Raw genomic sequence first — 13,007 nt, 5'->3', positions numbered from 1 at the left:
AAGTTATGAATGATTATGCAAGTGCGGCTGCCGATTGTAAAGTAAACAAGTTTAGCTCAGGTGTAAGTTCAAGTGAACGCAAACGTGCTGCTTGATCATAGACGTTTGCAGTGACAATCAACTCATCTGGCTGATATTGGGCAAGGAACTTAGCCAATTTGGGCTTGACCGTTTCAACAGAGCCAATGAACGAGATCGATAGCGCATTGTCCACCATCATTTTCTCTGCTTGACTCCAGATGCTATCCATATCGTAAGTTGGTTTTGGCATTTGACCCGTTTCACCACGGCGCAAACGTACGAAGCTCTGCTGCGCTGAGGTAAAGTGATAATGGGCAGTCGCATCGTCATCAGCCAATAGTAAGTTCGCTGCTACCATCACATATGGCTTGTCTAAATAGGCTGAAGGCTTGAACTGTTCACGATAAGTAGAGATTGCCTGACTAAGCATTTGCGGTGCAAAGTGGGAAGCGAACACGTAAGGCAGTCCTAAATGTGCGGCCAAGGTCGCCCCAAAAAGCGATGAGCCTAATATCCAGATAGGAATATTTGATTTAGCGCCAGGGAATGCTTGGACAGGACTGTTGTCAGTCGTATTGCCTAAAAAGTACATTAATTCCTGTACATCTTGTGGAAAACGATCAGCATCTTGCATTTGACGGCGTAGTGCCTGAAAAGTCGCGCCATCTGTACCAGGAGCACGTCCTAAACCTAAGTCGATACGGTCGCCATAGAGCGCTTGTAACGTCCCGAATTGCTCAGCAATCACCAGTGGGGCATGGTTAGGAAGCATTACGCCGCCAGCTCCGATACGTATGCGCTCGGTTTGACTACCAATATGCGCTAGTAGTACTGAGGTCGCCGCACTCGCAATGCCAGGCATGTTGTGATGTTCTGCCATCCAATAACGGTTTAAGCCGACTTTTTCTGCAAGCTGTGCGGTCTCAACCGTCTGGGCGATACCTTCAGCAATGGTATGACCTTCAGGAACGGGGGCTAAGTCTAAAAAGGATAAGGGAATGGTATTACTCATAGATCACCTGTTTTATAAAGTTAAAAGCATTCATGGTCGTTCTGACAGTCTTATATAGGCTGTTTATAGCAACCATTGAACGCTTGTCACTTCATATTATGGGGTAGTTACTGTAAATATAAAGAGGTGTGTTAATGAGGGTAACAAATATTAGTATTGCGTTATACTCAATCATTTGATGGGCGTAGGCTAGGTTTTTAACCCAACTTTAAAACTCTACAAAGTTGTAATATTGAGATAGAATTCTATATGTAGTTTGGGTGGTAACCCAGGGATTGAACGTAGTCTGCTACTCGTGAGCCGTCACACTAGGGATTGCCATCTATATAAGAATGAAACTAGACATAAAGATATCGTTATCAATGAATAAAGCAATTAGTTATGGAGAGCGAGATGATAGAAGATGTCTTCGAAGGTATATTCAGAGTTATCGGTCGCTTCATTGGATATTTTATAATTGAGATAGTGTTTGAGGTACTATTAAAAGGAACTGGTTATTTCATTACTAGATTATTTACCAAAAACGACCCTAATCCAGAAGGCTTATTGGTAATTTTTGTAGGAACTGTGTTTTGGGTGATTGTATTTATTTTAGCCTATAGTATTTATGTCAATATAATTGCCAAGCTATTAGCTGTGATGTGAATATAAATTTATTAGGTCTTTAGACATGAATACAGTAAAAATCGAATTCGGTGTACCAGTCGATGGTTGGTTGGAGCTTACTATTAGCAATCAAAGCCAATGCATCACATTAGATATCTCTGACGTTCCATGTGATTCAATTAGTGAGCTGGCTAAAGCAGTTATTAATCTACAATTTGGCAGCAAAACTGAAGAAGTTGAATTTTCATTAGAGCCTGATTTTGCATTATGGCGTTTTATAAGCTTTGCAGATGAACTTCAAATTCAGGTATTTCCGAATTCTAGTCGTGGTAAGCCGTTCATATTTAAAGGCACTAGAGAAGAAGTGCTTTATAATTTATATAAGGCGTTGAAAGAGCTTGAGACTGAATCATTTATGCAGGATCCTGACGATATGATGCATGTTTGGTCGTGGGACTTTCCAAGCATAACATTGAATAAATATAGTAGGCGTACGTAGTAGGTAGCGTGGGTGCTAACCCACGAAGTGCGAAAATTGGAACACAATCAATCGCTTACGACATAATTTTTTAAACTATCATCTACACTAAATTACTAGGATGATCGAACTGCTTTTGGCATAATTCCATAAAAGCACGACCATATTGGCGGATTTCGGCATCGTCCCTTACCGCCATCCAACTGGTAAAGCGGCCAAAATGATCCACTGGAATAGCTGTTAAGTTCTGATAGTGACTCGGCTCAAAAGCCATCTCGGCAATAATACCAATCCCTAAACCAAGACCGACATAAGTACTAATCACATCGGCATCGAGTGCTGCTAAAACAATATCTGGCTCAAGACCTGCATCTGTAAAGGTTTTATCAATCGCACCGCGTCCGGTAAAACCACCGTGATAGGTAACAATTGGATAGCTGGCGAGGGTCGGCAAATCAATAGATTCGTAACTGGCAAGCTCATGATCGCTTGGCACGATAACGCGATGTGTCCAGTCATAATAGCGATAACAGCGCAGATAGTTATTATGGAGCAACGACTCGGTTGCAATACCGATGTCAGCTTGCCCGCGTATCACCATCTGGGCGATGGTCTCAGGATCCGCCTGTTGCAAGATTAAATTCACTTTAGGAAAGCGTTCTTTAAACTCTTTGACCACTTGCGGCAACACGTAACGCGCCTGCGTATGGGTGGTAGCAATGGTTAAGGTACCGACATTGGGGTTGTTAAAATCGAGGCTTAGATTCTCAATCGTACGGATTTCAGCAAAGATGGACTCGATATGCGGCATGAGCGCTGTACCCATGGTCGTCAGACCGGTCAAGCGCTTGCCCTGACGCACGAACACCTCAGTTTTTAGTTGGTTTTCAAGCGCTGCAATATGCTTGGATAAGCTTGATTGACTGGTGTGCAGTACCGTTGCCGCTTGACTTAAGTTATAGCCATTGATCACCGTATGCCACACCGTCTCCAACTGCTTGAGTTGAATTTGCAAGTGCCGCTGATTGACCACTACGTCGATTGCCATAACTGAATCCTATTGTATAAATATACAAATCCTGTCTGTATATAGAAATAAAAACGAACAAATATGCCGTAAGCGACCAGTGTAAATCAAATCTATTATTCTTGTATATAATAAATAGCTATGAATTAATAATAATTAGGAATATAGAGGTTATAACCTAATTGCTACAGTCAGTGAAAAGAAATATCGATACATCACGCACTGCTGATATCAATTTTTCTTGCTTGCTATGCCTGTACCGACAGAGGCTACAAAAAATTGATATCAGCAGTATCGTAGCGTTTTTGGGGTATTTTGACTATGACTAGTTTTGAAATTGCAATAAAAGCGCATTGTTCAACAAAAAAAACAGCCACCTTTTAAAAGATAGCTGTTTGTAGAGTTTGGATTTAATCCGTACTGTCAACCCTAATAAATAGCGTCAGACTAAGTACAAAAGGCTAGTCAGCGATATCAAAACGATCGGCATTCATGACCTTGTTCCAAGCACGAACGAAGTCACGAACAAATTTCTCTAAGTTGTCATCCTGTGCATATAACTCAGCATAAGCACGCAAGATAGAGTTTGAGCCAAAGACTAGATCCACACGGCTGGCTTGCCATTTGATCTTGCCAGTACTGCGTTCGCGTATTTCATAGTTACCGGCAGTATCATTACCCGTTTTCACAGGGTGCCACGTGTGGTTCATGTCTGTTAAGTTGACAAAGAAGTCGTTGGTAAGCACGCCAGCACGGTCAGTAAAGACGCCATGTTGGCTTTGACCATGATTGGTATCGAGAACTCGCATACCACCAACCAATACCACCATTTCAGGCGCAGTCAAGCCCATTAATTGAGTGCGATCAAGCAGCATCTCTTCAGGTGATACCGCATAGTCTTGCTTGACCCAATTACGATAACCATCGTGCAAAGGCTCCAAATCTGCAAAAGATTCAGCGTCGGTCATGTCACCATCAGCATCACCGCGACCTGCTGTGAACGGTACAGTAACGTCTACGCCTGCATCGTCTGCTGCCTGCTCGATAGCGGCATTACCAGCCAATACAATAAGGTCTGCTAGACTGACGTCTTTGTCAAAACCAGACTGAATGCTGGTCAACGTCTCAAGCACATGTTGTAATTGCTCAGGCTCATTGCCCGCCCAGTCTTTTTGCGGGGCTAAGCGTATACGTGCGCCATTTGCACCGCCGCGATAGTCCGAAGCGCGGAATGTACGTGCACTGTCCCAAGCGGTAATGATTAACTCACGGCGGCTCAGAGCGCTGTCCAATACTTGCGCTTTTAGGGTCGCAATATCATCAGTACTCAAGTTTGCATTACCTACTGGAATAGGGTCTTGCCATACAAAGTCTTCGCTTGGCACGTCTGCACCTAAGTAGCGAGCTTTAGGACCTAAATCACGATGAGTCAGCTTGAACCATGCTTTGGCAAACACTTCATCAAAGTACGCAGGCTCTTGATGAAACTTCTCTGAAATCTCACGGTAGATAGGATCTTTGATCAAAGCCATATCTGCATCGGTCATGATTGGGTTGCGGCGGGCACTTGAGTCATGCGCATCTAACGGACGGTCTTCTTCTTTGATATCAGTTGGTTCCCACTGCCAAGCACCTGCTGGGCTTTTGGTCAACGCCCAGTTTTGGTTTAATAGCAACTCAAAGTAGCCATGATCCCATTGGGTAGGATTGGTCGTCCATGCACCTTCGATACCACTTGAGACGGTATCACCTGCATTGCCATTGCCTTTAGGGTTGCGCCAGCCTAAGCCTTGTTCAGCAACATCGGCAGCTTCTGGCTCATCCTCTAATATCGTTGCATCACCATTACCATGACATTTACCAACGGTATGTCCGCCAGCCGTCAATGCGACAGTTTCTTCATCATTCATCGACATACGAGCAAAGGTGGTACGCATATCTTGCGCTGTTTTGAGCGGGTCAGGGTTACCATCGACCCCTTCAGGGTTCACATAGATCAAGCCCATTTGTACTGCTGCTAGTGGGTTTTCGAGTGAGGCACGGTCTTCGTCGCTGTCATAGCGGTTTTTGGTAGCCGCTAGCCATTCGCGCTCAGAGCCCCAGTAGATGTCTTTTTCTGGATGCCAGATATCAGCACGGCCGCCAGCGAAACCTAGCGTTTTAAAACCCATAGATTCATAAGCCATATTGCCTGCCAAAATCATCAAGTCAGCCCAAGACAGTTTATTGCCATATTTTTTCTTAATTGGCCATAATAGACGACGGGCTTTATCGAGGTTAACGTTGTCCGGCCAGCTGTTCAATGGCGCAAAGCGTTGATTGCCAGTATTCGAGCCGCCGCGTCCGTCAGCACCGCGATAGGTACCAGCTGAATGCCATGCCATACGAATCATGAGACCACCATAGTGACCCCAATCCGCTGGCCACCATTCTTGTGACTCGGTCATTAGATTTTTCAAATCAGTTTTGACCGCTTCTAGGTCAAGCTGTTTGAAAGCTTCGGCGTAATCAAAGTCTTCACCCATTGGGTCTGTTTTTTTGTCTTGCTGATGCAATATGTCTAAGTTCAGACTATTAGGCCACCAATCGGTTGCGGCGGATGCAGTCGTCGTGTGAGCTTGGTGCATGACTGGGCAGCCACCCATGCTAGGTCGCTGCGGTGCATGTGTTTCATCCACGTTTTCACTATGAATCGTTGGGCCTTTATCATCACCTTTGTCATAAGTTGTATTGGTTGGTGCATCGTTGCTGTCATGATTAACGGGGCAACGTCCAGCATCTGGTGTTGCGTTCTTATCAGCTGTGGTGGGGGTCGAGTTGGACATTGTATAGCTCCTAGGCTTTGTTGATAGATGTGTTGATAAAGAGGACAAACAGTTAATCGTGTTGACCGTTGCTTATACACAAAGCATAACCAAGTACTATGTATTTATAAAACTAATATATAAGAATCATAAGTTTTAAATAACCAATCATCAAAGTCTTGAAGTTGTCTATAGTCCGATGCACGGTTAACGCCATGACTGGGTATCAAGAATCCAACCCATGCTGATTTTATCTTGGTCGATATAGCAAAAAAAGAATGGTTAGGTACTCTTAAAAACAAAGAGAATGTATGGAAAGATCAGGAAATTTTTACCCTTAATTACAGATTATCATATCCCCTGTTACGACTGTGAAATAGATGTCCCAGTGGAGTGCTGTCCGTGATAAGTTAATGCAGAAATATCTAGTCAAGGTAGGCGTTCTCAAGTACCATAATTGAATTTTGTGGTAATGCTCGTTTTGTGCAACGCTGAGCAATTTTTATCAATCCTTTTTGGCGACAGCTAATAGCGGATTTTTGTTATAAATGATTGATAAAAATTGTGCGCAGTTGTGTTTTTTGTCTCAAGTTTCGGTGAGTTATTATGTCTGCTGTTAAATCTGTGCCACCCAATCAGCCACTTGTCAAAAAATCCTGGGGAGAGGCTGCAAAAGCCTATCTAGATCCCCGTGTCATTATTATGTTGTTTTTGGGTTTTTCAGCGGGTATTCCGATATTGCTTATTTTTTCAAGCTTATCATTATGGCTTCGAGAAGCAGGCATCGACCGAAATGTTGTGACCATGTTTAGTTGGGCAGCATTGGGTTATTCGTTCAAGTTTATTTGGGCGCCATTGATTGATGCGCTTCCTGTGCCGTTTTTGACAAAATGGCTTGGGCGTCGCCGCAGCTGGATGGTCGTGTCGCAGCTACTCATTGTACTGGCGATCATTTTGATGGCAAAAGTTAACCCTGTCAGTGAGGATGTACTGGTCTATATGGCAGGCGCTGCCGTGCTGCTTGGTTTCTCTTCTGCGACACAAGATATCGTGATTGATGCTTATCGTATCGAGCTGGCACCGCCATCTATGCAGTCTATTTTGTCTTCTATCTATGTGTCAGGCTATCGTATCGGTATGATCGTGGCTGGGGCGGGCGCATTGTATTTGGCGGATTACTTTGGCTCGAATGAGACTTTTTATAGTTATGAGGCATGGCGTAATACTTACTACATCATGGCAGGAGTCATGACATTAGGGGTGCTAACGACGTTTGCCAGCTATGAGCCAACTGCTGAGACGGTACAAACCCAAAAGCAAAAAAGCAATTTAAAAATATTCCTTGTGTACTCTGGTTTACTGCTCGTACCGGGTTTGCTGTTTGGTGTTATTTACCTAATCAATATTTTGATCAATACCGTGTTTGATAGCACAGTGGCATTGATACCACTAATGCTGATGCCAGCTATTAAGTTTTACTTTTTGGCATTGGTTGCGTGTGCACCGTTGTTGCTACTCTACTTCATTATTAACCAGCCCAAAATCATTAATAAAGCGCCATTGGTCGCTGAAACTCGTGAAGACTACGTCAGATTAGTAGCATTGTTTGTGTTTTCAGTGATTGCGTTTATCGCTGCTTATATAGTAATGGGACAAGTCCTGCCAGAGTTTGAAGGGGCGTTTGTCAGCTTCTTTGTAGAAACCTTGCATCTGCTAGTAAGCTTAGGTGTGGCAATGGCGGCAGGCTATGTATTGGTCCAAGTGGGTCTGGTCAAAAAAGAAGTGGCCATGGCAACTTGGATTGAGCCAATTTTAGATTTCTTTCGACGCTATGGCAAAAAAGCGCTATTATTATTGTTGTTGATTGGTCTATACCGTATCTCAGATATCGTGGCAGGGGTTATCTCAAACGTCTTTTATCAGGATATGGGCTTTAGTAAGACTGATATCGCCAATGCCGTGAAACTGGTCGGTGTGATCATGGCGATTGCAGGTGGTTTCTTAGGTGGGCTATTGGCTCAGCGTTTCCGTATTATGCAAGCTATGATGATTGGTGCTATTTTAGCCTGTGCAACCAACTTACTGTTTGTGCTATTGACGTACAATCCAGGCAGTTTGCCAGTCATGTATTTGGCAGTGATTTTTGATAACTTGGCCGCAGGCCTTGCGAGCGCCGTATTTATTGCCTTCTTATCCGCATTGACTTCCATTCGCTTTACCGCCGTTCAGTATGCGATTTTTTCTTCATTGATGACGCTGATACCCAAAGTGATGGGTGGTTATTCTGGTGCCATCGTTGATAATATGGGTTACCCGTTTTTCTTTATCTTTACCTTTGCGATTGGCATTCCAATTTTGGCACTGATTTATTTTGTCGATAAACACATTGTCATTGGTGATAACGATGATATTTATGGCGATGATGATAATGATGGAAGCGGCGGTAATGGTATAGGTGACAAGCTAAGCAAGACCAATCCTAACCTGACCGACACTAAAGAGCCACCGCGCGCATCAGAGTAGGCCAAGCAGTATTTTCACCTTTATTCATTCACCGTTTTTTAAGAGCTATCTATGACCGTATCGACCATTCGGCAAATAAAGCAACAAATTGGGCAACTGACGAATGGTGATACAGATAATCCGCTACCGTCGTTTTGGTTTACTGATTGGCTACTGCATGTCATAGATAAGCCTGCGATAGCGTTGATGACTGATGAAGATTACCAGTTGTCTGATACTGAGCTTGAGCAATTTGATACTGGTGTGGCTAAAATGAAGCAGGGCACACCTTTGGCTTATTTGACTGGTCATCAGGAATTTTGGTCGCTTAATTTTACTGTTAATGAGCACACGCTGATACCTAGGCCTGATACCGAGGTATTAGTAGAGCAAGTATTAAATTGGATAAATGCTCAGCCAACACATAACAGTAATAAGCGATTGTTAGATTTAGGGACAGGTTCAGGTTGTATTGCTATCAGTCTTGCCCATGAGTTAAAGCACGCTAATTGGAAAGTCGTGGCGGTTGATTTATCGTCCGAGGCGCTTAAAGTGGCTCAGCATAATGCGGTGAGCAATAATGTTGCCAATGTTGAATTTATTCAAAGCAGTTGGTATCAGGCGCTATCTATTTGCGATGAGCCACAGTTTGATATTATCGTGTCAAACCCTCCTTATATTGACGAGACAGACGAGCATTTGGCAGGTCTAACAGCTGAACCGATCAGCGCCTTGAGTGCACCCAATCAGGGTTTGGCTGATATCGAGCATATCGTCCAGCAAGCAACAAAGTATTTACGTACAGGTGGGCTACTGGCTATCGAGCATGGATATGATCAAGGTGATGCTGTTCGACAGTTATTTTTGAATAGTAATTTTGAGTCAGTAGATACCGTAAAAGATTACGGTGGTAATGATCGCGTCACGCTAGGGCAAGTTCAGTAGACAGGTTTTTTATTAGTAAACTTATTTGATTATAGGCTTTGAATGACTATGGTAGAAGCGCTGGTACAGCTATCAGATGACGAGCTGCTCCGTTACGCACGGCAGGTATTATTAAATGGTTGGGATATGGATGCTCAGCTACGATTGAAATCAGCACGCGTGGTGATGATAGGGGCAGGCGGCCTTGGTTGTCCTGCTTCTGAAACATTGGTACGTGCTGGCGTAGGTTATATTCATCTGATCGATGATGATAAAATTGAGGCGAGTAATCTGCAACGTCAGACTTTATTTTTACCTGACGATATCGGTAAGCCCAAAGCATTGACCGCAGCAGCCATGTTAGAGCGCATCAATCCTTTGATAAAGACTCGCGGCACAGTGGCGCGGTTAGATGAAGACAACGCTTATCAGTTGCTTGACATGGCGACAGATAAGCCTGATTTGCTCTTAGACTGTACTGATAATTTTGCGACGCGTGATGTTATCAATCGTATTAGTGTGCGCTACCAGATTCCGCTATTGTCTGCTTCGGCGATTGCTATGCAAGGGCAGCTCGCACTGTTTGAGCCTCATTTGAACACTGGTTGTTATCACTGCGTGTTTGGTTCAGTGGTGCTTGACGAAGCCGCTGATGAGCGTACTTGCGCCAATTCAGGAGTGCTGGCTAGTACCACTGCTGTTATGGGCAATTTGCAAGCCAATGCCGCGTTGCAATATTTGGGATTAACCAAAAATCCACTGACAAATAAGCTGCTTATATGGGATGGTAGTCAGATGCAGCAGCGGCTGATGGGATATCGAAAAGACCCGCAGTGTCCCGTGTGCACCAGTCATTAGCAATGACTCGATATTTAGCTTTTGTAATCATCTATCCCCAAATATTCCTTTTATTACCATAGTTGTTTCTTATGAAAATTCATCGTCCGCATTTATTAAAGCATACTTTTAATGTTGTTAATCGTGTTCGCCAAACGGCTAGCGTGGCAGGTTTATCTGCGCTGAGAGTGGCAAAAGGTGAAAAACCTGATGCCATGCTGCTAAAAGAAACCTTTGAGCAGTTAGGTACGACTTATATCAAAATTGGCCAGTTTATTGCCAGTACGCCGTCATTGTTTCCACGCGACTATGTCAAGGCGTTCCAAAGTTGTTTGGATCAGACGACGCCATTGTCTTTTGCGTATATTGAACAGGTTCTGACAGAGGAGCTGGCGATTGATGGCATGACGCTCGCTGATAAGTTTGCCCATATTGACTCAGAGCCACTGGCCTCTGCCTCTATCGCTCAAGTTCATGCAGCTCGTCTGCACAATGGCGATGAAGTGGTGCTAAAGGTACAAAAACCTGGCGTCGAGACTATCATGCAGACTGATTTGGGCGTATTGCATGGGGTGACTAAGCTGCTTGAGCTACTCATGCCATCGATGAAGTTTGCGAGTATTGCGCCAATTATCGATGAGATTCGTCTGCGTATGCTTGCCGAGACTGATTTTATCGCTGAAGCACAGAATATTCGCGATTTTCAGCAGTTTTTAGCAGTATCAGGTAACACTCGTGTTGTTGCACCAACCGTCTACGAAGAGCTGACCACCAAGCGTGTATTAACGATGAGCCGTCTATATGGCGTCTCTATGGTCGATGAGTCGCTCATGCGCCAATACTGTGCTGATCCTGCACAAGTTATGGCAGATACGTTAAACACATGGTTTGCTAGTCTGATGCTGTGCAATAGCTTCCACGCTGACTTGCATGCGGGCAATTTGATGCTGCTGACCGACGGCCGTATTGGGTTCTTAGATTTTGGTATTGTCGGTAAGCTTAAAGCCGAAAGCTGGCGGGCTTGTATGGGCATGATGCAAGCCATGCAGGACAGTGACTATCAATCAATGGCACGCCATATGATTGATATGGAGATGACGCATGGTGGTAATAAAGTCGATGTGGTGGCGTTGGGCAATGATTTGCAGCGTATGATGAAAACCATCATGGCGGAGGACAAAGCCTTTACCAGCGGTGTGCCTTTTAACAGCAAAGAACAAGCCGATGAGATGAATAAAATGATGCTAGAAATCGTAGAAGTCGGTAAGCGTCATGGCATCCATTTTCCACGTGATTTTGCCTTATTGACCAAGCAGATGCTTTATTTTGACCGTTTTATGCGTACGCTTGCGCCTGATATGGATATGTTTAGTGATCAACGTGTGCAAATGCTGGGACATACAGAGATAGATGCAACCATGCCACCGGCATTAAATGTATCGTAAGTTTTTATTGTATGTTTCATTGTTAACTTGTCACTGCTTTTGAATGCTTTAACACAAAGGATTGTGTGCTAATGGTCGCAAAAATGGCTCTGTCATGATGACGGCTCTTAAAAGCCGTATGGTCCCGACGATTACCAACGAAGCTGCCATTGCCTGTATCGGTCTCTACTGCATGGCAGTGGTTATGGGCTATGGACGTTTTCTCTTTACCGCCACCTTACCTGATATTATGGTGCAATTGTCGCTATCAACGACGATTGCAGGCTGGTTGGCTTCAATCAATTATATTGGATACTTTATCGGCGCGCTCATTGCCATGTTCGTACCTCAGCGCGCGACATGGCAGGTCATGACGCTTTGGGTCATGGTCAGTATCGTCACAACGATGCTGCTGGTTGTGCCATCTATGTCGTTAAATTTATGGTATATCATTCGCTTGCTGGCAGGCATTGCAAGCGGTGTGGCAATGATTTTAAGCTCTTCGTTTGTGATTCAAAATCTCAGTCCTGAGCGTCGCTCTGTACTTTCGGCAGTACATTATGCAGGTATTGGTGTTGGCATTAGCGCCTCCGCCATACTGACGTGGTGGCTACTAATATTGGGTTATCATTTTGATGTGATTTGGCTAGTAGCAGGTCTTACTAGTCTGCCACTTTTGTGGCTGCTCTATGCTATAAAACCAAGACAGTCACAGCATACTGAATCTCAGTACATTCGCTCTAAACAGCACATATCGGTGCATCAAACCTATTTAAATTTTAAGCATTCCTTATACGAAGCCGTTGCTGGTCACCATAAAGCCCTTGCGCTACTTTCTGTGAGCTATGTACTTGCTGGGTTTGGTTATATCAGTTCTGCGACTTTTTTGCCAGTGATGGCAGCGCAGCGGTTAACAGCGCAAACTTATGCTGGATTACTGATTTGGCTGGTTGTTGGTATTTTTGCCATGTTATCAAACCCCTTGTGGGGGGCACTTGCCAAGCGAATTGGGGAAACAAAAACCTTGATGGGTTTGACGGTATTGCAAGCATTTGGTATGTGCTTGCCCATATGGTTCGATGGTGCACTTGGCTTGTATGGTAATGCCGCTATCTTAGGGCTAACTTTCGTTGGTATGGTATCGATGACACTCACTTTGTTTAAAAATATCAATCCTGCCTATTCTAATTTGCTGATTGCATTGGCGACACTGGCTTATGCATTGGGGCAGTTTTTAGGGCCATTGGTGACGGTGGCCTTGGCAGGGCAGGACGACAATTTCAATGCAGGGTTGCTCGTTGCTGCTATTGGACTTATTATTGGATTAATATTGCTGATATTGTTCCACCGACAGTCACCCACAAGTGCTTAA

Annotated in this window: 10 protein-coding genes; 7 read left to right on the top strand and 3 right to left on the bottom strand. The window is 44.1% G+C overall.

All coding sequences use genetic code 11. The annotated features are described in order from the left end of the window. Window positions 1-13: 13 nt before the first annotated feature. Complete coding sequence (locus tag ACTQ9T_RS12225) at window positions 14-1,033, bottom strand: LLM class flavin-dependent oxidoreductase (RefSeq protein WP_194619862.1); 1,020 nt, start codon at window positions 1,031-1,033, stop codon at window positions 14-16. A gap of 393 nt (window positions 1,034-1,426) precedes the next feature. Between ACTQ9T_RS12225 and ACTQ9T_RS12220 the strand changes: the two genes are divergently transcribed. Both ACTQ9T_RS12220 and ACTQ9T_RS12215 read left to right on the top strand, forming a co-directional pair. Beyond that, window positions 1,427-1,678: a hypothetical protein gene (locus ACTQ9T_RS12220; protein ID WP_413190350.1), complete on the top strand. Its 252-nt coding sequence runs from the start codon at window positions 1,427-1,429 to the stop codon at window positions 1,676-1,678. A 25-nt stretch (window positions 1,679-1,703) separates the two neighbouring features. Beyond that, on the top strand, window positions 1,704-2,138 hold the full coding sequence (locus tag ACTQ9T_RS12215; protein WP_413190351.1) for a hypothetical protein: 435 nt from the start codon (window positions 1,704-1,706) through the stop codon (window positions 2,136-2,138). An 82-nt stretch (window positions 2,139-2,220) separates the two neighbouring features. On the opposite strand, the gene ACTQ9T_RS12210 is transcribed toward ACTQ9T_RS12215, so the two are convergent. Together ACTQ9T_RS12210 and katG are read right to left on the bottom strand one after the other, a co-directional pair. Then, window positions 2,221-3,165, bottom strand: a complete 945-nt coding sequence (locus ACTQ9T_RS12210) for a LysR substrate-binding domain-containing protein (RefSeq protein WP_413190352.1) — start codon at window positions 3,163-3,165, stop codon at window positions 2,221-2,223. 440 nt (window positions 3,166-3,605) lie between these two features. Next, the gene (katG, locus tag ACTQ9T_RS12205) at window positions 3,606-5,789 is read right to left on the bottom strand and encodes a catalase/peroxidase HPI (RefSeq protein ID WP_440465312.1); all 2,184 of its coding nucleotides are present in this window, start codon (window positions 5,787-5,789) and stop codon (window positions 3,606-3,608) included. A 765-nt stretch (window positions 5,790-6,554) separates the two neighbouring features. Between katG and ACTQ9T_RS12200 the strand changes: the two genes are divergently transcribed. The 5 genes from ACTQ9T_RS12200 to ACTQ9T_RS12180 all read left to right on the top strand — a co-directional run bounded on the left by ACTQ9T_RS12200 (window position 6,555) and on the right by ACTQ9T_RS12180 (window position 13,007). Next, entirely contained in the window at window positions 6,555-8,471 is a 1,917-nt protein-coding gene (locus tag ACTQ9T_RS12200) for an AmpG family muropeptide MFS transporter (RefSeq protein WP_440465244.1), read from the top strand. Window positions 8,472-8,522: 51 nt separating this feature from the next. Beyond that, window positions 8,523-9,395 carry a peptide chain release factor N(5)-glutamine methyltransferase gene (prmC, locus tag ACTQ9T_RS12195; protein WP_440465243.1) on the top strand — a complete coding sequence of 291 codons (873 nt, stop codon included), beginning with the start codon at window positions 8,523-8,525 and terminating at the stop codon, window positions 9,393-9,395. Between the two features lie 48 nt (window positions 9,396-9,443). Continuing rightward, window positions 9,444-10,232, top strand: coding sequence for a HesA/MoeB/ThiF family protein (locus ACTQ9T_RS12190; protein ID WP_440465311.1), 789 nt, complete (start codon window positions 9,444-9,446; stop codon window positions 10,230-10,232). 71 nt (window positions 10,233-10,303) lie between these two features. Next, a complete protein-coding gene (locus ACTQ9T_RS12185; RefSeq protein WP_440465242.1) occupies window positions 10,304-11,656 on the top strand; it encodes an ABC1 kinase family protein in 1,353 nt (450 codons plus the stop codon). Between the two features lie 94 nt (window positions 11,657-11,750). Next, the gene (locus ACTQ9T_RS12180; RefSeq protein ID WP_440465241.1) at window positions 11,751-13,007 is read left to right on the top strand and encodes a YbfB/YjiJ family MFS transporter; all 1,257 of its coding nucleotides are present in this window, start codon (window positions 11,751-11,753) and stop codon (window positions 13,005-13,007) included.

Source organism: Psychrobacter sp. ASPA161_6 (assembly GCF_051970285.1).
GTDB lineage: Bacteria > Pseudomonadota > Gammaproteobacteria > Pseudomonadales > Moraxellaceae > Psychrobacter > Psychrobacter glaciei.
Note: the sequence above shows the minus strand (reverse complement) of the source record. Positions and strands in the feature narration are given on the sequence as shown.